The sequence below is a fragment of the Runella sp. MFBS21 genome (assembly GCF_029433105.1).
Classification (GTDB): Bacteria; Bacteroidota; Bacteroidia; order Cytophagales; family Spirosomataceae; genus Runella.
Genome location: NZ_JARNTW010000003.1, coordinates 337,558 through 362,067, shown reverse-complemented (window position 1 = coordinate 362,067; position 24,510 = coordinate 337,558). Strand labels below are relative to the sequence as shown.

The 24,510-nt window shown below is 41.4% G+C and carries 19 protein-coding genes; 10 read left to right on the top strand and 9 right to left on the bottom strand.

Translation table 11 applies throughout. The features are described 5' to 3' along the window. The first annotated feature begins 12 nt into the window (after positions 1–12). From P1X15_RS08930 to P1X15_RS08905, 6 genes are all read left to right on the top strand, one after another. Positions 13–582, top strand: coding sequence for a hypothetical protein (locus P1X15_RS08930; protein WP_277337803.1), 570 nt, complete (start codon positions 13–15; stop codon positions 580–582). Between the two features lie 9 nt (positions 583–591). Then, the gene (locus P1X15_RS08925) at positions 592–3,228 is read left to right on the top strand and encodes an SIR2 family protein (RefSeq protein ID WP_277337802.1); all 2,637 of its coding nucleotides are present in this window, start codon (positions 592–594) and stop codon (positions 3,226–3,228) included. 316 nt (positions 3,229–3,544) lie between these two features. Then, positions 3,545–4,933, top strand: coding sequence for an alkaline phosphatase (locus P1X15_RS08920; protein WP_277337801.1), 1,389 nt, complete (start codon positions 3,545–3,547; stop codon positions 4,931–4,933). Positions 4,934–5,071: 138 nt separating this feature from the next. Beyond that, positions 5,072–6,187, top strand: a complete 1,116-nt coding sequence (locus P1X15_RS08915; protein WP_277337800.1) for a PepSY domain-containing protein — start codon at positions 5,072–5,074, stop codon at positions 6,185–6,187. Next, positions 6,184–6,402, top strand: a complete 219-nt coding sequence (locus P1X15_RS08910) for a cysteine-rich CWC family protein (RefSeq protein ID WP_277337799.1) — start codon at positions 6,184–6,186, stop codon at positions 6,400–6,402. Before P1X15_RS08915 ends, P1X15_RS08910 begins: the two co-directional genes overlap by 4 nt. Positions 6,403–6,496: 94 nt before the next feature. Next, positions 6,497–7,870, top strand: coding sequence for a hypothetical protein (locus tag P1X15_RS08905; protein ID WP_277337798.1), 1,374 nt, complete (start codon positions 6,497–6,499; stop codon positions 7,868–7,870). Between the two features lie 36 nt (positions 7,871–7,906). On the opposite strand, the gene P1X15_RS08900 is transcribed toward P1X15_RS08905, so the two are convergent. The 4 genes from P1X15_RS08900 to P1X15_RS08885 form a co-directional block, all read right to left on the bottom strand. Continuing rightward, positions 7,907–10,543 (bottom strand): DUF5686 and carboxypeptidase regulatory-like domain-containing protein, encoded by a 2,637-nt coding sequence (locus P1X15_RS08900; protein ID WP_277337797.1) that lies wholly within the window; start codon positions 10,541–10,543, stop codon positions 7,907–7,909. 97 nt (positions 10,544–10,640) lie between these two features. After that, positions 10,641–11,231: a hypothetical protein gene (locus P1X15_RS08895; protein ID WP_277337796.1), complete on the bottom strand. Its 591-nt coding sequence runs from the start codon at positions 11,229–11,231 to the stop codon at positions 10,641–10,643. 180 nt (positions 11,232–11,411) lie between these two features. Beyond that, complete coding sequence (locus P1X15_RS08890) at positions 11,412–12,605, bottom strand: DUF2252 domain-containing protein (protein WP_277337795.1); 1,194 nt, start codon at positions 12,603–12,605, stop codon at positions 11,412–11,414. Between the two features lie 35 nt (positions 12,606–12,640). Further along, on the bottom strand, positions 12,641–13,975 hold the full coding sequence (locus P1X15_RS08885; RefSeq protein ID WP_277337794.1) for a D-alanyl-D-alanine carboxypeptidase/D-alanyl-D-alanine-endopeptidase: 1,335 nt from the start codon (positions 13,973–13,975) through the stop codon (positions 12,641–12,643). A gap of 172 nt (positions 13,976–14,147) precedes the next feature. Here P1X15_RS08885 and P1X15_RS08880 point away from each other — a divergent pair, with 172 nt between their 5' ends. Next, positions 14,148–15,125 carry a polyprenyl synthetase family protein gene (locus P1X15_RS08880; protein WP_277337793.1) on the top strand — a complete coding sequence of 326 codons (978 nt, stop codon included), beginning with the start codon at positions 14,148–14,150 and terminating at the stop codon, positions 15,123–15,125. A 16-nt stretch (positions 15,126–15,141) separates the two neighbouring features. Here P1X15_RS08880 and P1X15_RS08875 read toward each other — a convergent pair whose 3' ends face one another. Then, a complete protein-coding gene (locus P1X15_RS08875) occupies positions 15,142–15,600 on the bottom strand; it encodes a hypothetical protein (protein WP_277337792.1) in 459 nt (152 codons plus the stop codon). 276 nt (positions 15,601–15,876) lie between these two features. Here P1X15_RS08875 and P1X15_RS08870 point away from each other — a divergent pair, with 276 nt between their 5' ends. The 3 genes from P1X15_RS08870 (at position 15,877) to P1X15_RS08860 (ending at position 18,256) form a co-directional block, all read left to right on the top strand. Further along, positions 15,877–16,770 carry a hydroxypyruvate isomerase family protein gene (locus P1X15_RS08870; protein ID WP_277337791.1) on the top strand — a complete coding sequence of 298 codons (894 nt, stop codon included), beginning with the start codon at positions 15,877–15,879 and terminating at the stop codon, positions 16,768–16,770. A gap of 178 nt (positions 16,771–16,948) precedes the next feature. Continuing rightward, on the top strand, positions 16,949–17,257 hold the full coding sequence (locus P1X15_RS08865; protein WP_277337790.1) for a hypothetical protein: 309 nt from the start codon (positions 16,949–16,951) through the stop codon (positions 17,255–17,257). A gap of 564 nt (positions 17,258–17,821) precedes the next feature. Then, on the top strand, positions 17,822–18,256 hold the full coding sequence (locus tag P1X15_RS08860) for a hypothetical protein (RefSeq protein WP_277337789.1): 435 nt from the start codon (positions 17,822–17,824) through the stop codon (positions 18,254–18,256). A 15-nt stretch (positions 18,257–18,271) separates the two neighbouring features. On the opposite strand, the gene P1X15_RS08855 is transcribed toward P1X15_RS08860, so the two are convergent. The 4 genes from P1X15_RS08855 to P1X15_RS08840 form a co-directional block, all read right to left on the bottom strand. Beyond that, positions 18,272–18,883 (bottom strand): hypothetical protein, encoded by a 612-nt coding sequence (locus P1X15_RS08855; RefSeq protein ID WP_277337788.1) that lies wholly within the window; start codon positions 18,881–18,883, stop codon positions 18,272–18,274. Then, positions 18,867–19,928 (bottom strand): hypothetical protein, encoded by a 1,062-nt coding sequence (locus P1X15_RS08850; protein ID WP_277337787.1) that lies wholly within the window; start codon positions 19,926–19,928, stop codon positions 18,867–18,869. Before P1X15_RS08850 ends, P1X15_RS08855 begins: the two co-directional genes overlap by 17 nt. A gap of 232 nt (positions 19,929–20,160) precedes the next feature. Further along, positions 20,161–21,582 carry a class II fumarate hydratase gene (gene fumC, locus P1X15_RS08845; RefSeq protein ID WP_277337786.1) on the bottom strand — a complete coding sequence of 474 codons (1,422 nt, stop codon included), beginning with the start codon at positions 21,580–21,582 and terminating at the stop codon, positions 20,161–20,163. A gap of 228 nt (positions 21,583–21,810) precedes the next feature. Beyond that, entirely contained in the window at positions 21,811–24,354 is a 2,544-nt protein-coding gene (locus P1X15_RS08840) for a phosphocholine-specific phospholipase C (RefSeq protein ID WP_277337785.1), read from the bottom strand. Between the last annotated feature and the right edge of the window lie 156 nt (positions 24,355–24,510).

The following is a 24,510-nucleotide window of genomic DNA, read 5'->3' as shown; positions in this document are numbered from 1 at the left end:
TTTTAGATTAGCATGAACGAATTAACCTCCTTTTTAGACGCTCAAGGATTTACAAAAGCAGCGAAAATCGAAACGCTGAAAGTAACCCTTTCTCCCGTCAAACATGAAGATACTAATGTTGACATTCCAAGCCCTGATAAACGGTATTATTGGGATGGGAAGGCATTTGGGCTGCATATCAGCAGTATAGAATTAAAAGCCAATGAGTGGATTCAGCTGATTGACTTGTTAGAAATTAACAGTGACTTTGTTCAGATTTTGTCAATCGTCAATACCAACCTCGAAGGTTTTTATCCCAATCTTTTACCTAATCTCACTTTTGTAAACCTTTCTCAGAATAAAAAGTTAAATCATATTAATCTAGCAAATTGCAGCCAACTAACCACTTTTAAGGCTTCACATTGTCCTAAGCTTACTCAAGTGGAACTAAATGGAAAGTTTGAGCAATTAAACAATATTGACATTTCTTTTTGCGGCGAACTAGCAAAACTACGATTACCTAACACCCTAAACTCTTTACGTTTTCTTAATGTATCAAATGGTAATCTAAACGAGCTTCGAATTCCTAAACAAGCCCAATGATTAGCCTGCTTGATTGCACAGAATAATCATATAAAAACATTCACTTTCGATTCCGCCGTACCTCAACTCAGCATTTTAGATATAAGCAACAATCCCCTAACAAGTTTACCACAACGTTTAGCTTCGGCCAAGAATTCATTAGAAGCACTTGACTTATCAAGACTTCCGATTGGTTTGAACGAAATAAAATTTTTTAAAAATTTTGAAATATTATATGAAGTAAATTTAACAAATACTTCTATTGATCGTGATTACCCTTCGGAAGTAAAAGTAGGTTGGCGAGCAGTAAAAACATTATTTAATAACCTTCAAGTACCGTTCAATCACGTAAAAGTATTGCTGTTAGGAAATACAAACATAGGTAAATCAAACTTGCTCTACTACTGGAAAAATAATAAACATAATGCTAATTCATCTAATCTGAGTACTCATGGCATTGATTATCAACAAATAAAAAAATTAATCAAAGATACTGATAAACAGCCTATCACATTGCACGTTTGGGACTTTGGCGGCCAAGAGTATTTTCATGCTACTCATAAATTGTTTTTTTCAGGCGGCGCTATCAATTTATTGCTTTGGGCAAGCTCTGAAAACGAGGAACTAAGAGAAGGACAATTGGATAAATGTTTTGAATTATATTATTGGCTACGATGTATAGAACAATTAGGTTTTGATATTGACAACCAAATTAAGTCAGATGCCATTGTCGTTGAAAATAAAATCGATAAAAAAGGCTACCAAATCACTCCTATTAACCAAACTCAATATCAAGTTAAATATGGAAATAAATTAAGTTTACATTATCATGCCATGGCATTGATGCCTGATAAAAAACCTCAAAATCTCCCAAAACGTTTGGGCGGATTAAATGAACTTTTACTCGAAATAATAAACACCAAACCTTTAATGCGCCCCCAAAGGTACGAATACGTTTACAGTTTAATAAAATCTGAAAATGAAGCGATTGTCAAAACAGATGAGTTATTCTATGGCTCTATAAATCAAGAAGATACAATTTTACTTCAAGTCTTTCACAACATGGGCTTGTTATTGTATTTCAAAGACATAACACCCCACTTGATTTTCGCAAAACCAAAAGTTTTTTTAGACTTTGTTTATAAAAATATTTTATCTGATGTAAGCAAATGGAAATTATCTGAAGATGAAATAAGGCACACGATTCATCGCAGTCAATTTACGGTCTTTCTCAATTACGAAGACCTTATTAAAATTCTATTATCATTTGACTTAATTTTCACCATACCCAGTGAACCCAATACGTTCTTTATTCCTCAATACCTACCCGAACAAGATGGAAATCGAAAAAGAGAAGAAAGAGAGTTTAATAGCTATCCTTCAATTATTATTGAATCAGATTCTTATTTGATGAATTTGGTAATGTTAAAAATTTATGGAAAATTTGGATGCGCCGTTGAAGTAAAGAAAGGAAGCTATCTTTTTTGGAATAATGGAATAATCATTGATTTAGATAACGGCAATAAATTACTAATAAAATTTGACAGAGAGCAGCAACAATTAAATTTGTTTGAAAAGAAAAATGTCAACACTATGGATATTCTCAAGCAAGTTGTTGACTTTGTTATTTCAATCCCTGAAAAAAATAGAAATTTGCAAGATTGGAATAGTGACTATTTTCAGATATATTTAAGCAACGAAAAAGGTCTCAAAGTGAATTTTCGAAATTTAAAAGAAAATCACGATTTAAGGAATCAATTTTGTAAAGATTACAATGGACAAACGGTACATATTCCAGCATTCCAAAGATTTTTAACCCCCCAAAAAACAACTATGAGTATCACAAAAGGAGCCGTTTATCATGAATTAGTTCAAAAATTGAAAGAACAAAAGGTCGTCATTTTTGTCGGAACAGGCGTATCGGCTTACACAACTCAAAACGAACCATTATCAAAGTGGCGCGGCTTGCTTGAAAATGGGGTAGAATATTGTAAAGATGTAGCCAACTGCGATGATAATTGGGTAAGAAGAAAAAGAGAAGCAATTGATTCTAACGAACTAGAAGAATGGTTGAGTGTTGCTGAACACATTACAAATAAATTAAAAGGTGTACATCAGTTCAAAACTTGGCTAAGAAACAAAGTAGGAACGCTTCCCAATAACCGCCCAGAATTAATCAATAAAATTGGCGAGTTAGATACCCAAATTTATACTACCAACTATGACAAGTTACTGAACGAAAACTTGAAGCGTGGGATTATCTCCAATAAGGATGCTGATAAAATTCAAGACGTCGTAAATGGTAACAGAAATGAAATAGTCCACCTTCATGGTTACTATGACGATGCGGATACGGTCATTTTAGGCAATATTTCTTATAATGACCTGAAACATGATGAATTTTTTCAAGCCATTGAAAAAGCTATTTCCTTAAGTAAATACATACTCTTTATTGGCTTTGGAGCAGGGCTTGATGACCCTAACTTTGGACCACTATTTGAATGGTCGAAAAAGGTAATAAATTCGGAACATCATCATTATAGGCTAATCTTGGAAAAGGATAAAGGAAATATACCATTAGACCGCAACATTCAAAACCTTGTTTATGGAAGTGACTATGATGATATTTATACTTTTATGTGTGAGTTGGTAAAGGATGTACGTTGATAAGCTTTTTCATAGTCAAGAGTGTTCTATTCTGACTCTGAAAATAAGAAGGTTTTTGTTCCAACTACCTACATAAGCCAGCTTACGCGACGACATAGAGATTGATGCCCACCAACGTGGGCTACAAAGCGAATGTTTAATTTGATGCGTAATTAAGGAATCATTAGATACAAGAATATCACAAGTGAAAAATGACAAAAAGTGTGGTGGTATTATTTCGGAAATGTCAAGTAATAAATAGAGAGTGTGTAGCTTTGTGAAGGCATACATCATACTCAGTGATTTATAGTTTATACAACCACAACCAAACCAATCTATGCGTAGAAGAGATTTTTTTAAAAATGGTTCCTTGGCTGCTTTTGGGACTCAGCTATTCAATCCTTGGGGAGCGGGTGATGCCATTGCCAAAAAGAAAGGCAAGGTCAAAAATATCATATTTATGGTAAGCGATGGCATGAGTATCGGCACCCTCAACATGGCGGATTTGATGCTACAGCGTCATCACGGGCGTGGGAGTCATTGGCTACAACTCATGCGCGATAATCGCGTCAAAAGAGCACTTATGGATACCGCTTCGGCGAGCTCTCTAGTGACCGACTCGGCGGCGGCGAGTTCGTCGTGGGGTGGGGGAGTGAGAGTAAAAAATGGAGTGCTCAACATGGGCCCCAATGGCGAAGAATACCGGCCTATTTTGCAGAAATTCAAAGAAGCTCGCAAGGCTGTGGGCTGTGTTACTACGGTGCCTATTACACATGCGACACCGGCGGGTTTTTCGGTAAATTCCAAAAGCCGTAGCATGGACCCTATTGCGGTGCAGTACTTATCGTTGAAGTTTGATGTAATGATGGGCGGAGGAACGGATGTGTTCTCGAAAGAAAATCGGGCTGATAAACGCGACTTGCTGCAAGATTTCCGAACCGCCGGCTATCAAGTAGCACTTACGCGTCAAGAAATGCTAGGACTAAATGCAGAGAAGCCTATTTTGGGAGTATTTCACAACGACGGACTGCCGTATGCCCTTGACCGTGCCAATTCAGAAGAACTCAAAGCAAAAGTGCCTACCTTGGCCGAGATGACCCAAAAGGCCATCGAAATCATGCAAAAAAATCCCAATGGCTTTGTACTACAGATAGAATCTGGTAAGGTAGATTGGGCGGCTCATGCCAACGACATTGGTGGCTTAATTGGGGAGCAAATCCAGTTTGATGATGCGCTCAAAGTAGCGATAGATTTTGCCGAAAAAGATAAAAATACGCTCGTAGTCCTTACTACTGACCACGGCAATGCCAGCCCTGCGCTTTTGTCGGGTTCTAAAGCCAATGCCAATTTTGATAAAATCGTGACTTTCAAGCACACCAACGAGTGGATATTGAATGGTATTGACAAAAATTTTACGCCTGCGCAGATTATTGAGCGCATCGAAGCGGCGCAGGGAATTGTGATAAAACCTGAGGAGGCGCTAACGATTTTGAGTAATTATTATTTGCTCGGTGAAGACGGCGTTTATAATGCCCGTAAATTACCTTTTCAAAAATTGGCCCAAATCCAAACGCCCTTTACTTCCATAGGATGGGCTGGCACCGACCATACGGCAGAGTTTGTGGAGTTGTCGATGTTTGGGCCAGGTAGTGAGCTACTCAATCCTTTTGTAAAGAATATTGACTTGCATAATTTTATGCTTGATTTGACCGAAGTAAAAGCATAAAGTTTTTAACCCTGCCAACGTTCAAAACGTTGGCAGGGTTGGCGAGGTATTCAACGCAGGCACTGTTTCAAACAGTGCCTGCGTTAACCGTTAGACAGCCTTGTTAACCGTCAAGTAGTTGTTAATCTTCATCAACTTATGAACATACAGCGCAAGCTTTTTACACTTCACTCATGGTTTGGCCTCATTACGGGCTTTTTTTTATTGCTATTGGGGTTAAGTGGGTCTATACTGGTTTTTAAAGAGGAACTTGAACCGTGGATGTATGGTCATATTACCGATGTCGTACCAGCGGGCGAGCCTTTGCCGCTTGACAGTCTATATCGAATTATTACTCAAAAATACCCCAATCTAGACGGTATTGCGTGGTTGAATCCTGCGGCACCTCCCAATCACTCCTATCAATTTCGGCTTTATCTAAACGATACACGCTTGATTTCCTATGATTTAGGAGCCATTAACATCAATCAATATACAGGGCAAATCATCAGACACGGACGCAGCGACGACCTTGAGGTGGGTTGGATTGAATGGATTTTTCAATTCCATTTTTCGTTCCACTTAGGGATGCCTGGTGCTGCTTTGACAGCTATTTTTGGCCTAACAATGTTAGTGTCTATCCTGACGGGAGTGGTGGTTTATCGTAAATTTATCTGGAAAGTGTTGACTTTTAGACAACGTTTCAACCCCAAAAACTGGCGTACTATTTCTTCTGACTTACACCGTATGGTGGGGGTTTGGTCGTTGGTTTTTAATGTAATTATTTTCTTTACGGGTTTTTGGCTCAACTTATTTGCTTTTGAAAAGAAAACGTGGGACAACGAAGTTGCGCCTACTCCTGCCAACTCCCTTGCCAAAGTTTCGTTACAAAACTTATACGACGAAGCACTCATCAAAGCTCCTGAGTTGACGCCAAGCTATGTTTATCTACCCCCGCAGCCTCATCGTAAGTTTAACGTAAGAGGGAGTTATGAAAACGAAAACCCTTTGTTTTCGGCCAAAAATTCTATTCAATTTGATGCTTATACGGGCGAATTTTTAGGCATAACTCGGTACTCAGATTTATCGACTTGGAAAAAAATTGAAGCTACTTTTCATCCGCTGCACGTTGGGAATTTTGGCGGGATTTTCCTGAAAATTGTATATATTGTGATTGGCCTTACGCCTGGACTATTGTCAGTGACAGGGTTTTTGCTTTGGTGGCGTCGAAAAAGAAAAGTAAATAAACACAAAATACTCAAGCCTGCTCTATGAAACTTCCGCTTGAAACTACTAAATCTACTACCTGCCCTCATTGTGGGAAGGCTTTTGGTTGTCAGGCTTCGTTGGGGGTGAGTTGTCCCTGTTTTCAGGTGCAGTTGAGTGAAGAACTAAGGGGGTTTCTTGCCCAAAAATACCTCAATCAATGCCTTTGCAATGATTGTTTGGTGGCTTTGGGAGGAATATTGATTACTTCAGAAAAAGATTAAACTTCTATTGTTCAAAATTGTCTATGCTACAGATAGTTGCGAATGAGTAAATTGCGTTATATTCACAGGTTTTACAGATAACGGTTTTTGACTGATGAATACTTTCAAGTTTTACATTGGAGTTTTGGGAGTGGTGGTGACTTCGGCGGTGATGGTTAGCTCATGTCAGCAGAAGGCAGAAGAGCAAGTACTTGAAGAAGGTTCTTTCAAACTGATTCAAACGCAGATATTTGATAAGTCATGTGCTACTTCGGGCTGCCATGCCTCTGAGCAAGACGCCGCTTTTAGGCAGCATGGGCTTGTACTTGCAGGTATAAGTTCATATGACAATCTGATCAATAAATTCCCCAAAAATACCGCTGCTAAGACCGATTCGATGCGGCTCGTGATGCCTGGCAATGTGTCTAAGAGTTTTTTGTTTACCAAAATCAATTGTAGCGCCGCTTCGCTGTTGGCTAGTAAACAATACGGAAATCCCATGCCGCTCGGGGCCAATGGACTTTCGGTGGGTGAAATCGAGTTTGTTCGTAAATGGATTGAAGCGGGAGCACCTCGGGCGGGTGGTTCGGTAGATGCATCCCTCATTACCAATTCGGTGCCGCTGTGTGGTTCTAATTTTGGAAGTACTTTTACAGCCCTAGAGCCCCCCAAATCTAATGAGGGTATTCAGCTACATTTGGAGCCTTTTGAAGTTTCTAACACTTACGAACGCGAAATTTTTGTTCGTAAACCTGTCGGAAATACATCGGAGCTATATATCAATCGCATCCAATCGCGGATGCGTCCCGGTAGCCATCATTTTATATTGTATGATTTTAAAAACCTCAACAACCTACCCACTGTAGGGCAAGTGAGAGATTTGCGCAATGCCGACGGAACTAGCAATCTATTGACGTTTTTGAGTATGCAAAATCACGTGTTTTGGGCAGGTACCCAAACCCAAGAGCATGATTATACTTTTCCAGAAGGGATAGCATTGCGGATTCCTGCCAATTATTCTTTTGATTTCAACTCGCATTATGTCAACAAAACCGCCGGAAAAATTCCGGGAGAGGTATATGTCAATTTGTACAAAATGCCTAAGGAGCAGGTGAAAATTGTAGCCAATTCAATCAATATGGGTAATGAGGATTTTCGTTTAGCTCCTAATCAGGTGACGATTGCTACCAAAACGTTTAAGTTTTCGAAACCTACCAAAGTGTTGATGCTTACGTCACATACGCACAAATTAGGGGAGAAGTTTGTGATTAAAATTGCGGGAGGTGCGCGTAATGGCGAAATCGTATATGAAAGTACCGATTGGGAACATCCTCTTATCAAAACCTTCAATGTGCCGCTCGAATTCAAAGCAGGGGAGGGCCTTACTTCCGAAATCACCTACAACAACAATACCTCCAAAATTGTCAGATTTGGCCTGACTAGCGAAGACGAAATGGGGATTATTTTTGGATATTATTACGAACAATAATATCGTTGGCTGTTGCATCGTTGCATTTCAACGATGTTACCGACCAAATTTCAACGTTGTTCCTACTCGGAAAATGGTTCGGTAATATTTGTAATTTTCAAAAACTGCCACAGCTTCTACTCTAAAAAATGGAAAACTGGGAATCAGTCCATCGAGACCGTAACCTACTTCCATATATTGAGAAATGGTAGGAGTGGCTAAATAATGAACCATAAGGTTTTCTTTCAAACCAGCCAATCGAATAAGTGGAATGCGAGTCAGCAATAAGCGTCGCGATTCGTTGACGATGTGTGCTTCAAAAAACCTTTGGGAGGTACTGTAGGTATAGTACGGCAGACCACGAAAAGTGGAGAAAGCGTCGCCAAATTGCACAAAAGTCTGATTGCCTGCAAAATGTTTGTAATCCATAAAGTATGGGTTGCGATTGTTGAGAAAAGCCCCCGCCGATACAGAATAATGTAGCTCACTTCTTACACCCGTTTTGATATCTTGGCGGAGCGTAAGCTCCAAGAAATCAAAATCTGAAATGCTATTTCCTATATCAGGAATCCCCTTGACATAGTGCAAGACTACCGACGGATTTCTGTTGTTGAGATAGCGTTTACGACCATTATAAATACGATATTGTTGGCCTGGTCTCCATGTTAAAGAAAGGTCTAGAGTGAGGGCGCGGTGCGGCTCAAAACGATAGTACAAAGCGGAAGCCGTAGAGCGATTGGCATATTCTTGATTGAAGGGAGCATTGGGCGAAAATGCAAATTGATTCCAACGTATCCATGAGCGAGCATTTTCGAGGTTTTCGAGTTCGTATCGCTGCCCATATTCGACAAAACCATTAAGTGAAAAAACATCGGCCAGACGTGAGTAATAGAAGGAAAGTCGACCAAAATCTTTTTCATAGATTTTCATAAAATTGTTTTCAAAAAACAAAGTCGCGGTGGTGTTGGCATTGGCATTGATTGGATTGTTGGCATTGAACTGTGATACATACCTCCCGCCAGATAGCGAAATTCCACGTCGCCGTCCAGTCCACCCCGTAGCTACTGTACCCGATACTACTTCTCGGCCAAACGCATATCGTGCCAAAGGTTTAATATAAATAGAGTTGTCGCGATTTAGCTGTCTTTTGAAATTAAAATTGCTCTCCAATACATAGCCGTCTACGGTGTTATATGTAGCATTTTGAGGATGAAGAGGGCCTTGATAATCAAGCGTCCATTTTTTAGATAGTCTAAAAGAACGCCCTGTCATGAGTGAAAGAAAATCGACCTTAGAAGAGTCTCTCTTGGCTTTTGTACTATCGGCCTTGATTTTGATTTCTTTTACAATGCGAATACTGTCCGAATGTTTATAGCTTTTGGTTTCAATTTCGGTCAGAGGAATCGTCCGTAGTTCGTTCCAATAAGTATCGGTGCGGCGATGTGCCATCGAATCTACTACAATCGAGTCATTCCTAACTACATTAATGTCTTCTTTTTGAGCCTTGCGTTCACGTTTTTCTTGCTTTTCATATTCTTTCATGAGCTTACGCATTTGTTTGGTCGAAACCTCTTTTTGCTGGGCAGCAAGGTCGCTGAGTTTTTTGGAACGAAGGTCTTTTTTTGACAAATCGTTATCAGGCTTCTCAAATTTTTCGTCCACGATGGTGGGAGGAGCTTTGAAAGAAGGGTTGATTTTGAGGTTTTTATAATTAAGCGACACCACGTATTTGAACTCACCCGAAAAGCCCATCATAGAGCCTCCAAAACGAATCTGTACATTGGTGGGCATCCATACATCTTGTACAAGACTTGAGACTTGTTTGAGGTCAACATCAAAACTCTGGACGGTAGTTTGGAGATTCAGGCTGTGAATAGCCCAAGTGTTTTCGATGATATAAATCTGTCCTTTGAATACTCCCTCACCATACGAGCGTGGTATCACTTTTATCTTGTTGACCTCCAAATCCCCTTCTCGGAATGAACCTTCATACTCAAATTTATAATACCCAAAGGCTTTGGGAGAAAGAGGCGAAACGGCATCGCCCACGGTAGGGTCATAAAAACTCGCAAGTACAAATGCATTGGGGCTTGGAGCGCTGTTGTCGAGGCTATTACGGGTCGATACTACGCGCTGACGATAATTGTTGGGCTGTTGGAAAGTGATTTCGTTGACACTTTCATTCAATATCGGACGACCTTCTTCGATGCCTTCTTTTTTGAGGGCTTTTTCCGCCAAAAAAGGGATATTGGTAATCACGCCTGTAGATTTGATGTAGGCACGTGCGTTGTACGATTGTACTTGTAAGGCATGAAAACGCGCTGAGGCTATGGCTCGCCGCATGATTGTATAGGCAGGGTCTTCGGAGTTGGAGCCAATTTTTACTTCGTTGAGATTAAGAGCTTGTTCCTCTAATACTACATCGAGGTTTTGGGAATCTGTCCCTATTTCTATGGTTTTTACCAAAGCTTTAAAACCCAAATATTGAAAAATGATTTCATACTTTCCCTTATCCAAGACAAGTTCGTAGCGACCTTCGGCATTGGCCATCGTTCCGAGGTTTGTCCCTTTAACCACCACCGCAGCGTAGGGCAAAGGTTCACCTTTAGAAGTTTTGATAACACCTTTGATTCCCCCTCCGAAAGAAGAAAAACTAAGAATAGATAGAAGAAATAATAGAAAAAATGATTTCATGAATAGGAGTTAAGTACAAACAAAGATGTAAAGCCTGATGTTTATCAACGAAATAGCCTTCAAAAAGTTACAAAATTTTGAGTGCTTATTTACTACTCTATTGAGGAATAGCAAACCTGCTTCCCATAAATACGTACAAAATCACAATAGCAATACTAAAACTTAGAAATAAAATAAAAAAGGCGTGCCAATTAGCTTGATTGGGGCTTACCCAAGCAATTATTTTTTGACGATGCACACTTGCTATATGCACTCCTAAAGAAAACACCCCCACGAAATAGTAAGGAACAAAGTAGTATTTCTGAGGGGCCGACAATACTACTGCTGCTGCAAAATGAAAGTCAGTCTCACCATGCCATATCAGTCGTTGAACCATGATTGCACTGAGGTGCTGTAAAATAAACAAAGCAAAAACCACACCCGAATAGATTTTGCAACGGTCGAGAAAAGTGAGGGTGTTTTTAGTTCGTAAATGTTTTATTTGTAAAATGCCACTAATCACCTGAAATCCTATGCATATAAGCAACAATACCTCAACGGGTGGAAAGCGATACACTCGCCTAAAAAGCTCCATAAAGTGGCGGTGAGATTCGATACCAAACCATGCCATAAGATGATTATACAAATGAAAAACGGCAAATAGAGCAATCACTATGCCACTGACGCGGTGAAAAGAAATGAGTTTCATAGACTAAAAAAGAATGATTTAAACGCAAAATTGTAGTCTAGCGCCTCATTTTTCGTTAACTTAAGTTAAGAAGCAAAAACCTTGGCAACGTCATTAACGCTGGCAACGTTCCAAAGGTTGCCAGCGTTAGTTTATAGTCAAAAACCTTGGCAATGTTCCAAAGGTTGCCAGCGTTGATATTTATTCATCAAAAAAATCTTCTTCGAGGGCCTCACAAAACTGAAAATAATCTTGGTGGACTTTGGTAGGATAATCTCGGCAATAGGCCAACAAATCGCGTTGCCATTGGGTATCGTGTGCAAAATCGATGAGTTCGTCGGCGATAGAAGAGCCTTGCCGCCCTGCACTGCGCAATTGCCCCGAAGCTGTAATCGTACCTATGGTAGAGATAAGGGAGAGAAAAGATTCAAGCTCGCCATCCCAATAATGAAAATCAAACTTGTCTTGTTCGGGTTGAAGTTCTTTCAATACAAATGATTGAGAATCATTTACAATCGGATTAAGTAAAGTGGGAAGCACATTGTTGACTCTGCTCTGAATTCCTACAATACGATGCGCTTCGCTGTGCCAATGAGGCTGAGGCAGTTGAATATAAGGTGTTAGCGTAGAATGCCGTGCTTCTTTGAGGTCAAGTAGATATAGCTTCTCTTTGGTATTTTCTACCAATACTACATATCGCTCAAGTCCTAGACTAGCGGTACCTGTGACACGTACACCTACATCGCAAATCCGCTCATAAAAAGGCGTAGGATGCTGACTATGCCAAGACTCCAAAAGTCTTCTGACTTTGGTGTTTTGTTCCTCAGAGATTGGCAGTACTTTTTCATAGTCTACGTTTAAGAGGCGGCTATTATCACTTTTGATAGTGCGTTCTTTGATAAGGTCGCGGCGGCGGCGTTTTTCAAGATTTTCTAAAAACTCTTTGAGCATGCCTTCTGCACTTCGCCGCTCGATGTCAATCGGTTTACCCATCGAAAGTGTTGTAGTATAGCTTTTTAGGAAGGTTTTGAGAAGGGATTGCGACTCGGAAGGCTCCATGTCGAGTTCTTCGGCTGCCAGCAAAATACTCACTAGCATACGGCTGATTTCCCAAGTTGCTGGTAGCAGCAAGGCATCATCGAAGTCATTGATGTCGAAGTATACTAGCCGATTCTCGGCTTTGTAGGTCCCAAAGTTTTGAAGATGTAAGTCACCACACCCCCACACGCGCGTATGGTCGGTTGTACTAAAATGTTGAATAAAATCGTGATAAAAAATAGACGAAGTAGCCCTGAAAAAGCGGTACACTCCTTCGGTCATGCGGTAGTATTTTTGTTCTAAAAGCAACTTGTTGCGGCCTAAGTTGCCTTGTTTGATTTGAGCAATGACTGGCATATTGTTTTCGGGCTAGCAATTCGGCTGATGATTCTTTAATATTTGTCGTGAATTTCGGTCAAGATCCGTTCAACCTCTTTGCGGATTTCGGCAGTTTTTTGAATAAAGTTGTTATTCATAAGACTAAAAATCAAGACTTTTCCTTTTTTAGTTTTCAAAAAGCCGCTTAAAGAATAAACGTTGGATAATGACCCTGTTTTGGCAAATATAAACGGCTCGCGCGATTTATATTGATTTTTGATAGTGCCTGCTTTACCTCCAATTGGCAATAATCCAAACAAGCGCTCTTGGTCGGGGACTTTGGTTTGTATTTTTTGTAAAAGCTTAATAATCGAACGCGGTGTAAAAAGATTATACCGCGATAGCCCTGAGCCGTCTTCCCAGATAGGTTCGTCGGGGAGGTCGGTTAGCAATTGTGTTTTTACGAAATCGATACTTTGTTTGGTCTCAAAGCCAAGATTGTTGGAGTCGAGTTTGGCAGCACACATAAGCATGATTTGTTCGGCAAACATATTGTCACTGACTTGGAGCATACGTCTATAAAGGGTATCAATCGGTAAACTATAAAGTGTCGAATAATGGCCTCCTAGAGAGGTTTTGGGAAGTAAATGGATTTCTTTTTTAAGAGTATCGGCCAACAATTGCGCTGCCATAAGCGGAGAAGTACGGTAGGGGACATCTTCGGTGAAAGAGCCACTAGGCCAGCCAGTTGAAAAAAATCTATTGTTGAATTCATCACGAGAAAGATTGAATTTTTCGGTCCAGCCCGCCGTGCGCAAGCTGTCTTTGAAGACGCGTGGGCTGACAGTATGATTTGTAAATCTGACGATGTTGCCATAAAGGGGCAAAGCCGAAATCTCGCATTGATAGTATTCATCATAGTCCCCCCACGTCCAGCCAGCACCAAAGCGTTTGCCGGTGTAGTTGTGAGGGTAGAAAAACAACTTCCCATGCCAATTTTTTAGGAAGTCAAGCACTTTGCTAGAAGGCATATCGGGATGTAATAAAGATGGATCACCTATTCCCCAAAATATCAGAGAATCGCCTTTAGTGACGTAGCGAAGAGCTGGAATTGAATCGCCAAGTAAAGACAAACCTGCATAAAAAGTAAAAAGTTTGGTATTGGAGGCTGGCGTAAAATAACGGTCGGCTTGGTACTCAGCTACTAGGGTTTGCTGCTCTATATCGTACAGTGCAAATCCGGTATGATTTTGACGAAAAATAGCCGAATTGGCAACTAAATCTCGCCATTTATTGGTTTCGGCGACTTGGGGAGGTGTTTGCTTTTTTTTAGGTTGAGATGTAGCACAGCTTGAGAATAAAAGACAACAGTAAAAAGTAAAAAGATAAGTTTGTAGATGACGTAGCATAGCAAAAAGATTGTGGAGACGGTAAGGTGGTTGATTGGGGCAAAGTTTTCACTTTGTGAAAGTTTTTCATACAAATTACTCAAAACTTTTTTGATTGGTGGCCGTTTATAGTGGTAAGTTCCATTATTTTTGACTCGAAAGCTACAGCGGCTCAACATTTACCATTTAAAGCATGACTTTTCAACCCTTTTTAGAAGCAATTTCCAAACAAGTAGAAAATACCACTTACGGCCAACAGCCAGCCGAATTGTACGAACCTATTCGTTATATTATGTCATTGGGAGGCAAGCGTTTACGTCCTCTTTTGACGGTTTTGTCCACAAATTTGTTTGTAGATGATTGGCAAAAATCCCTCAAACCTGCCGTGGCAGTAGAGGTATTTCATAATTTTACCCTCATGCACGACGACATCATGGATCAAGCCCCTTTGCGTCGAGGTAAGCCTACGGTCCATGAAAAATGGAATGCCAATACCGCAATTTTGTCGGGCGATGTGATGCTCGTCAATGCTTATGAACTTTTACTTCATGTAGATGCTCACCATTTACCACTAGTGATTCGACGATTCAATCGTACAGCGGCGGAGGTATGTGAAGGGCAGCAATGGGACATGAATTTTGAAACCCGTCGCGATGTGTCGCAAGAGGAATATATTGAGATGATTCGCCTCAAAACTTCCGTTTTATTGGGATTTGCGATGGAGCTAGGGGGAATCGTTGCTGGTGCCGATGAGACTACAACTCAACTTCTGTACAATGTAGGCGTCAATATGGGATTAGGTTTTCAATTGAAAGATGATTTGCTAGATGTATATGGCGATCCCGAAAAATTTGGAAAGCAAGTAGGTGGGGACATCATCGCCAACAAAAAAACCTTTATGTTGATAGAAGCCCTGCTTTTGGCCGAAGGCGATACCAAACATCAACTAGACTACTGGCTGAGTCTTCCCCAAGGTACGTATGATACCGCCACCAAAGTAGCGGCCGTAACGGAAATTTACTCAAAACTAGGAATTGATAAAATTGCCGAAGCCAAAGCCGAGGAGTATTTTGCCAAAGGTTTTGAAGCCTTAGCAAGTCTCAGTGTTTCTATCGAACGCAAAAAACCGTTGCTTGATTTTGCCGCGTTTTTGGTGGGGCGTGAGAGCTAACCATTGGCTACAAATTTTATTTTTTGATGGGGCGGTAAGCCTTTACCGTTCCTTCTACTACCGTACATTCACCTTCGGGGCTTAAATATACTTTATTGAAAACAACCTTTGATGGTTTGGTCACATGCTGCTCCCATATCCCTACCACGGCTTTGGAGTCATTTACAGTAGAAACAATAGCAGTATGTTTAGGCCCCCTTTTAAAATATCTGCCATCTTTCAGTGTAAAAATATGATTGGTAAATTGTAAGATATCACCAGTTCTAATGGTACTTATGTCAATAGGACTTCCCCAGGCATATAGGTCTTCGCCTAGTCCACCTTCATTATGGTATTTGTAGTTGTTTTCGATTAATGCCATCTCTACAAATTCCCAGCAACTGCCTTCTTTTTTGCCTTTAGGCATCACGACCTTGGTGCCGTTTTTGCTGCTTCCATACATTTCTAAATCGTTGAAAATGTCAGTTGTATCCATGATTTATAAAATTTAAGCGATGGTTGATTTTGTTTGAAATTAGTTATGTTTTACTTTTTTAAAGCTAAAAAAACTGCTTAATACGAAATAGAAATATTTAATAGTCAGAATCTTATTAGTGAAGATAAGTGGTTTAAGCGTTTTTTAGTGAGTTGCGCTTTTCAAAGAGTTGTTTATTTAGCAAACGGTCATTTATTTTAGAACACACACATGGCAATGTTGTAAGTAAACGTTAGAAAGTCCAGCCATGTTTCTTTATAAAAATAAAACCTTCCAATGAAATCTAATCTATCACGTCGCGATGCAATCAAAGCACTGGGAGCTTCAGCGGCAACTGTTTCTACTGTGATAACAAACGACACTATGGCCGCCGAACCCACTAAACTAAAAGGTAATATCAAACACTCCGTAAGTCGCTGGTGCTATGGTTCTATTCCTTTTGAGGAGCTTTGCCAAGCTGCTAAAGAAATTGGGATTGAGTCTATTGAGCTTACAGGGCCGAAAGAGTGGCCTATCATGAAAAATTACGGCCTTACTTCGGCGATGGGCTGGGCTGATCCTTGGCCCGAAAAAACAGGCTTGACGAGTTTTCTCAACAACCCTAAAAATCATGATGCCATCTACAAATGCTACGAAGAGCTCCTTCCACAAGCCAAAGAATATGGTATCAAAAATGTGATTTGTTTTTCAGGAAACCGCAACGGTCTAGGAGATTATCAAGGGCTTCTCAATTGCCAAAAAGGTGTCAAACGTCTTATTCCGTTGGCCGAAAAATACGATGTTACGCTTACAATGGAGTTGTTGAGTTCGCGTGCTAGCCACCCTGATTATCAGTGCGACAATATTGAGTGGGGGGCGGTGCTTTGCGAAATGGTAGGGTCCGAGAAATTTAAAATGCTTTATGATATCTATCATATGCAAAGTATGAGTGGTGACCACATTCGCAATATCCAACGGTATGGAAAATACATCAGCCACTATCACACGGGCGGGCATCCTGGTCGTAACGAAATCGACGAAACACAAGAGATTTATTATCCTGCCATCATGCGGGCGATTGTGGCATCAGGCTACAAAGGATACGTAGGTCAAGAATATGTACCCAAGGCCAAAGACAAAGCAGGAATGATAGAGTCGTTGAGAAAATGTGTTTTGATATGTGACGTGTAGGAGACTTCCTACTATACATATAACAGAGCCGTTGGAGTATGAAGCCTTCAACGGCTCTTATGTTATGAAGTATTCTTAGTAAAGTATAAAGTCGGAGACTTTATACCGTCTTCGCACCGACAGGATGTCGGTACGAGCGAAAGCTAGCCCCAAACTGTAATTTGGGGCAAAAAAGGGATTGCGTCTCCGACGCAAAGCCTATAAACTGAATAATGAGAAAATAGCATTAGGAATATTCTACCCATTAGCTCTATGGATACGTCCTATCATTCAGAACCTTAGTTGTTATGAAATATTCTTATTAGAGTCGGAGACTTTATACCGTCTTCGCACCGACAGGATGTCGGTACGAGCGCAAGCTAGATGGATACGTCCTATCATTCAGAACCTTAGTTGTTATGAAATATTCTTATTAAAGTCGGAGACTTTATACCGTCTTCGCACCGACAGGATGTCGGTAAGAGCGAAAACTAGCCCCAAACTGTAATTTGGGGCAAAAAAGGGATTGCGTCTCCGATGCAAAGCCTATAAACTGAATAATGAGAAAATAGCATTAGAAATATTCTACCCATTAGCTCTATGGATACGTCCTATCATTCAGAACCTTAGTTGTTATGAAATATTCTTATTAAAGTCGGAGACTTTATACCGTCTTCGCACCGACAGGATGTCGGTACGAGCGCAAGCTAGCCCCAAACTGTAATTTGGGGCAAAAAAGGTACTGCGTCTCGACGCAAAGCCTATAAACTGAATAATGAGAAAATAGCATTAGAAATATTCTACCCATTAGCTCTATGGATACGTCCTATCATTCAGAACCTTAGTTGTTATGAAATATTCTTATTAGAGTCGGAGAACTTTATACCATCTTCGCACCGACAGGATGTCGGTACGAGCGAAAGCTAGCCCCAAACTGTAATTTGGGGCAAAAAAGGGATTGCGTCTCCGACGCAAAGTAAGCAGACGAAGGCATGATAAAATAATGTACATACGTTCCAACGGTTAGCACTTCAGAAGCGTCCTATTTTTCAGAACCTTAACTGATTATTTTATGAAAAACTTTTTTGCTTTTTTACTATTGTTGGGCGTATTGGGTAGTTGTAAAAGCGATGACCTAAGCCAAGATTCTAATGAGCTAGAAGGAGTGTACCGCACTAATGCTTTTTTAGACCCCTTATGCATTGCCATCACTGACGAAAATCAGCTTCCCCGTCTTGATATTGTCAAGAAAAATAATGGCACTTTCGACTTGACACGTACCAATTTTATTCCCCAACCTGCTACCCAAAAGCTTTCAGGCTTTACTACTAAAGAAGTGAAAGACGGGCTAGAATTGTATTATGAAAATACCAAAGTGGGTACCTATGTAGTAGGGAAATGGTATGATGATAAAAAAGACAAAGAAGTATCATCTAAAGTGTTGATGGTGAGTTATTCGAACCAAAGTAAAAGTGAGTTTTTCTTTTATGCAGGTGTAAAAAAATAAGTCCAAATTCTAGGGCTACGCTTGTTGCATTTGTGAAATCATTTTTAATAAATCGGCGCGGTGGGAAGCTTTCTTGATAAAGACTGGCAGGCGGCTTATCATAGAACTGTTTTTCTTGATAGTATTGCGTGGACTAATGCCTCGTTCGCGAAGTTTTGCTTCTACAAATTGACGCAGTAAGGCCAAATGTTCGTAATTGTAAGCCCAAAACAACTCCCCCCGAAACTCTCGCTGAAGCCATAAATCTAACCCAAACACCGGGTCGGTCATGCGGCCTTGGTGGAGAGAGTGATAAGTGATATGGGCGTCATATTCGCATTGGTCGCCACATTTGTCACATTTCATGGCTAATTTTTTCCAAGTTCCTTTCCAAGAAGCCGAGCGTCTTAAAGGATGATAGCATTCTCGACACTTGACCGACACAAAAGCCGTAGCAGCTCCATACCAATGGGCAGGGGTTTCTACATGAAAACAAGAGGTACAGCGAAGGCGAAAGGTACTTGGTGCCAAATCAGTAGTAATGACGGCTCGACTGTGGCATTGCGGGCATGATACTATATACGACGTAGCTAAGTCATACAAGCTGGCGCCTGTATCAGCAAATCGAAGATTATCGAGTTTTTTCATGTTTTTTCAACCATTGATCTAATACTGGAATACACCTTAAATTGGCTTTGACTTGATAGCTGTCAAGTGGCGTGTCTAGCGCGGCGCGCATTTTACGCACGGCAGGGGCATAATCCGCACCCATACCTTCAAATTTAGCAATGGTTTCTAAGACATCTTCCGTTTCGCTGTAAAACTGACCGTCGTAAAAAGTGTGCGTACGTCTCATGCCATCTTCAAAATCTTTTGCCATTTCTAAGATTCCTATTTCGAGGGGTTTTACAAAAAGATTTTTGTTGTCCACCTCATTGTCGGCCATAAACGAAAACACTTGGGGAGCCCACGGAGTAGCCAACCGCTCCACGAGGTATTCTTGCCATTGAGGGTTGGATTTGATTTTGGCGAGAGCGGCATTTCTTACGTCGGGGTCGTGGTATTTAGTGGTAAATACCAAAATCGTAATGAGCGAAGTTTGAGCGTTGTTTTGGGCAATTTCGCTCAAAAATTGCTGCTTTTGCTTGTTGTCGGCCTCTATTCGCGCTTTGCTTTGCTGGGCTACTTGAATGGGAATATTGACGAACCATTCTCCAATCATGGCAAGGCAGCTCAATACACTGAGGAGAACGACTGCTTTGATGGGCCATTGCCATAAAGTACTGGAAAGAGAAGTCCGTAAGGAGGGATTGAGTAAGACAAGAGTGGTCCAAAATACGGGAGGCAACAACCACACTACGGTATGTTTTCCCAACATACGCACCACCCAAGGCGCACCACCTCCATTGCCCATTGCTCCAAAAAAACTGAGTATAAGAATGGATAAAATACCTGTGATTACCAGTATGCTACGCACTGTGTTTTTTTCGGCTATCCAATCAAACCCTCCTTTCCAAAACACCATTGCCCCTGCTATGCAAAGACCAATGGCCACACCTGCATATGAAAACATAAGGGCAAAGGCATGACCTACGCCATAGTCGCCTCCTGGAATGGGCTTACCAGCCATCGACGCTAGACTTAAATAACACAAGAATGAGATGAGTAAGGCGAGGTTGCCGAAGAGAGACATTTTATAGGATTGGCTGTAAGAGTTTTTTCGAAACAGATTTGGAATACAAAATTGAATAAAAGCCTATTCTTATTCCAAACAAATGAAGCCAAGCGTATATAGAGAAGGTTGAGGCGTTTGGTTTGGTGATTAGAGCGTTCTGAAAAACCCTGGCAACGTAAACCCCGGCAACGTTCAAAACGTTGCCGGGGTTGTAGGGGCGGTTCAAAACGTTGCCGGGGTTAGGCGTGTACTATTTCAAGCCTCCTACCATGTCTTCGGGGCGTACCCATTCGTCAAATTGCTCAGAAGTCATGTGGGTGAAGTCTAAGCCTTTGAGTTCCATTTCAAGAGCCGCTTGTTTGAGCGTAATACCGCGCTTATGGGCATCTTGGGCAATCGCCGCCGCATTGTAATACCCGATTTTAGGGTTAAGGGCCGTTACTAGCATCAAAGAATTGTTGACGTGTTTGCGGATATTTTCGGTCAATGGTTCAATACCTATGGCGCATTTGTCATTGAAAGCCACGCATACATCCCCAATCAAGCGTGCAGAATGCAAGAAGTTGTAAATCATGACGGGTTTGAATACGTTCAATTCAAAATGACCATTTGACCCGCCGATATTGATAGCTACGTCGTTGCCCATTACTTGCGCCGCTACCATCGTCATAGCTTCACACTGAGTAGGGTTTACTTTGCCCGGCATGATAGAGCTACCAGGTTCGTTGTCAGGGATGTAGATTTCGCCAATACCCGCACGCGGCCCTGACGACAACATCCGAATATCGTTACCGATTTTCATGAGGCTTACGGCTACTGTTTTGAGAGCGCCGTGGGCTTCTACTATGGCATCGTGGGCGGCGAGTGCTTCAAACTTATTTTCAGCCGTTACAAAAGGCAAACCCGTCAAAGCAGCGATATGCGCAGCTACGTTTTCTGAATACCCTTTGGGAGTATTGATACCTGTACCTACGGCGGTTCCGCCCAAGGCCAGTTCTGACAAGTGCGCAAGTGTATTTTTTATGGCTTTTAGCCCATGATTAAGCTGCGATACATAGCCCGAAAACTCTTGACCAAGCGTAAGGGGCGTAGCGTCCATGAAGTGCGTACGTCCAATTTTCACCACATCTTTGAAGGCTTTAGATTTGGCTTGAAGGGTATCGCGGAGTTTTTCGATGCCAGGGATGGTGATTTCGGTCAAAATCTGATACGCCGCAATGTGCATTGCAGTAGGGAAGGTATCATTAGATGACTGCGACTTGTTGACGTCGTCGTTGGGGTTCAAATATTTTTTTTCATCTAGCAAAGACCCGCCGTTGATGACGTGGGCGCGGTAAGCAATCACCTCATTACAGTTCATGTTGGACTGAGTACCCGAGCCTGTTTGCCATACTACGAGTGGGAATTGGTCGTTGAGTTTGCCTTCTAAAATTTCATCGCATACTTGGCCGATGAGATTTTTTTTGTCTTCTGGAAGAACTCCCGCTTCAAAATTAGTAATCGCAGCGGCTTTTTTGAGATACGCAAATGCCCGAATGATTTCTTTGGGCATTTTGTTGATGTCCTGAGCGATAGGAAAATTCATAATAGAGCGTTGGGTTTGCGCTCCCCAGTACACATGAGCGGGGACTTCTACTTTGCCCATGGTATCTTTTTCTATGCGGTATTCCATTATATTGGTTGATTGATGACGCGAGTGAGGCGTCGTGTTTAAACAAATGTATTGACGCTGCAAAAGTAAACACAAAAGCTTAAATGGCTTTTGATAGAAATCATTATCTGTTCTTTTTTAATAAAAACATAGATTTTTAGTAGACCAAGAAGGAGGGTAAGAAATAACAAACCCCCTTAGAAAAGCATTGGAGAGTTTCTAAGGGGGAGTGCTAGCATTGACAACTATTTATACATCAACTTTTCCCATAAGTGGGTCGCTCATGCTAGGCTTGCCAGTTTCGACACGGCCCGCAAAACGCTGTTCAAAATTAGAATATCCGTCTATTTTTACGCTAAAATCATACCAACCAAAGCTAGACTTGAGGTCAAGAGCTATGAATAGCGTACCGTTTTTGTCCACGGTTTTGGTTTGCTTGCTACCTTTGTAGGCGTGTTCGGCCACCTCTACTTTTAGTTTACGTTGAGGGTCGAGGTTACGGAGTTTGATAGTCAGATTGCCGGTCAATTGTTTGCTTTTGGGAGCGGTACGTTCATACTCGCACACAATCTCCACTTGTGGGTCGTTGGCATTGCCACTAAATTCTCTGAAATAACCATTGGGGCCATAGACCCGTAGATGATACTGACCATTTTCAAAGTTTTGGAGCGGGTAGCTATCTGTCAGAGAGTCGCCTGGCAATACAGCATAAGACCATGCTTTGAGGTCTTCGTTGCGATATTTACCTGGGGCATATACATTAAAAGGAGAACCCGCTGCTTTTTCACCAAATACTTCGTTATGAGCGGTCATTTTCAATTGAAAAGATTTTTTGTCGGCGCTCAATTTTCCTTCTGCATAAAGCTGATAAGGAAGTGGAGAGGCAGGTTTGATACCAGCTTCTTGTTTAGCCAAAAGGGGCGAATTCAGGGGCTGACTTTTGATTTGCTCAACCTCCTGAGCCGAAAGTTGCTTAAAATTGGCAGGAGGATTTTTGAACTTGGCTTGGTGTACGCTTTGGATGAAAGCATTTTTATCGACCGAAGTAGGCAGTTTTATATCTTCTCCATTGTAAGGTCTGAAGGCCGAAGTCAAGTCACCGCACACGGCTCGTCGCCATGCACTAATATTACTTTCTTTGATAGGCTTCTTGGTTTTGTTGGTTAGGAAATGTTCCATAAACTGCAACACCGACGTGTGATCGAGTACTTGAGAGTTGACATAACCACCTTTACTCCAAGGCGACACTACGAGCATAGGTACTCTATATCCAAGGCCAATTGAGCCTGCTCGCGAATCTTTGGGGGTACGTTTGTCGGCGACTTCTTGTTCCATGCGTACATGCTCAACACTGCTGTCTATTCCTTTAGAGACATTGCCGGTCTCAGGGCGATAAGGGTCAGGAGCTACAAAAGGGGGTACATGGTCGAAGTATCCGTCATTTTCATCATAGGTGACGATAAAAATAGTTTTTTTCCATACCTCAGGATTTTTGGTAAGAATATCCATCACTTCCGAAATATACCAAGCACCGTACCAAGGAGCACCAGGGTGGTCGGAGAAGTTTTCGGGGGCTACTACCCAAGAAATGGTCGGTAAGTTGCCACTGTTGACATCGGCTCTAAACTGATGCAACACATCGCCTTTGGGTACCGACATTTCGCGTTCGGTGTCTCCGTCTTTGTATTTTAGAGTTGTAATTTTATGATAATCGGGGTCGTTGATGTTGGTTGTAAACGCTTTTTGATGCAGATTTTTTTCGCGTTGAGATAGTTTTTGAAAATTCTCTTGGGTCCAGAGCTCGCGGTCTTTTTTTGCGATTTCGAGCATTCTCTGTTTGTTGGCAAGCGTTTTTTTTGCCGTGTCGGTTTCGGTACCTGTGGCAGGCAAAGTTTTGATTTTTTCTTCTAATTCGGCAATTTCCGTGGGCAGTACCTGAACTTGTTTAGCCAAAAACTTTTGATATGCCTGTGAGAATCGAACATGATACTGCGAAAACCACTCGATAGGATTATCCGTAAAATTAGCTAACCATTCTTCTTGCTCACCCGTAAATCCAACAGGTAGACTAAGTTCGTTTTGGTAGATTCGCCACGAAATGTTGTTGTCTTCTAAGCGTTCTGGAAAAGTCGTCCAACTAGCGAGATCATCATAATCTACGTCGGAGTTTCGAACGTTGGCTTTTGATTCAATAGTGGGTTTTTCGCGGACTGTACCCGTCCAGAGGTAGAGTCGATTGGGGGTGGTACCGGTCAAAGAAGAACAAAAATGCTGGTCACATACCGTAAAAGCATCTGCTAAAGCATAATAAAAAGGAAGGTCTTCTCGGTTGAAATATCCCAGCGTAAGGGGCATATGAGCGTATTCTTTACGGCCAGAGCGCTTGCTGTATAGCCAGCGGTCGTATTTGCCGTCGTTTCGGGCATCTACTTGATCCACCCACGAATGAGGCAGCGAGCTCATCCAAGTTACTTTAGTATTTTTTATGTCAAGGCGGAAAGGGGCGTAGGTTTCACCGTTGGGGTTGGTTTGTAACCAAACGGGGTTTTTATTAGGCAAACTTATCGCACGGGGGTCATTAAAGCCCCTAACACCTTTGAGTGTACCAAAACAGTGGTCAAAAGAGCGATTTTCTTGCATCAGCACTACAATGTGCTCAGCATCGAGATAGGTACTGCCTTGGGCAGGATTGATTTCTAGTGCTTTTTGAATAGAGGCAGGCAACATGCCCCAGAGGCTTGCTCCACTGGAGAGCAAAGCTGCTTTTTTGAGAAACTCTCTTCTGGTATCCATAAAAAGGTATTGTTGTAATTGGGCTTTGATAAATATACTACGAACAAAATTGACATTAGGACTATTGTGCAAAATTGACTGCAAAACAATACCTATTCCTCATCAAAAGGTTTTATCAAATTGTTAAAAATAGCGTTCTATTTATAAGCCCTAGGT

Coding starts and splice junctions, on each gene's coding strand:
- P1X15_RS08930 (WP_277337803.1), top strand. CDS start 13: ATGAACGAATTAACCTCCTTTTTAGACGCTCAAGGATTTACAAAAGCA.
- P1X15_RS08920 (WP_277337801.1), top strand. CDS start 3,545: ATGCGTAGAAGAGATTTTTTTAAAAATGGTTCCTTGGCTGCTTTTGGG.
- P1X15_RS08915 (WP_277337800.1), top strand. CDS start 5,072: ATGAACATACAGCGCAAGCTTTTTACACTTCACTCATGGTTTGGCCTC.
- P1X15_RS08910 (WP_277337799.1), top strand. CDS start 6,184: ATGAAACTTCCGCTTGAAACTACTAAATCTACTACCTGCCCTCATTGT.
- P1X15_RS08905 (WP_277337798.1), top strand. CDS start 6,497: ATGAATACTTTCAAGTTTTACATTGGAGTTTTGGGAGTGGTGGTGACT.
- P1X15_RS08900 (WP_277337797.1), bottom strand. CDS start 10,543: ATGAAATCATTTTTTCTATTATTTCTTCTATCTATTCTTAGTTTTTCT.
- P1X15_RS08895 (WP_277337796.1), bottom strand. CDS start 11,231: ATGAAACTCATTTCTTTTCACCGCGTCAGTGGCATAGTGATTGCTCTA.
- P1X15_RS08890 (WP_277337795.1), bottom strand. CDS start 12,605: ATGCCAGTCATTGCTCAAATCAAACAAGGCAACTTAGGCCGCAACAAG.
- P1X15_RS08885 (WP_277337794.1), bottom strand. CDS start 13,975: ATGCTACGTCATCTACAAACTTATCTTTTTACTTTTTACTGTTGTCTT.
- P1X15_RS08880 (WP_277337793.1), top strand. CDS start 14,148: ATGACTTTTCAACCCTTTTTAGAAGCAATTTCCAAACAAGTAGAAAAT.
- P1X15_RS08875 (WP_277337792.1), bottom strand. CDS start 15,600: ATGGATACAACTGACATTTTCAACGATTTAGAAATGTATGGAAGCAGC.
- P1X15_RS08870 (WP_277337791.1), top strand. CDS start 15,877: ATGAAATCTAATCTATCACGTCGCGATGCAATCAAAGCACTGGGAGCT.
- P1X15_RS08860 (WP_277337789.1), top strand. CDS start 17,822: ATGAAAAACTTTTTTGCTTTTTTACTATTGTTGGGCGTATTGGGTAGT.
- P1X15_RS08855 (WP_277337788.1), bottom strand. CDS start 18,883: ATGAAAAAACTCGATAATCTTCGATTTGCTGATACAGGCGCCAGCTTG.
- P1X15_RS08850 (WP_277337787.1), bottom strand. CDS start 19,928: ATGTCTCTCTTCGGCAACCTCGCCTTACTCATCTCATTCTTGTGTTAT.
- fumC (WP_277337786.1), bottom strand. CDS start 21,582: ATGGAATACCGCATAGAAAAAGATACCATGGGCAAAGTAGAAGTCCCC.
- P1X15_RS08840 (WP_277337785.1), bottom strand. CDS start 24,354: ATGGATACCAGAAGAGAGTTTCTCAAAAAAGCAGCTTTGCTCTCCAGT.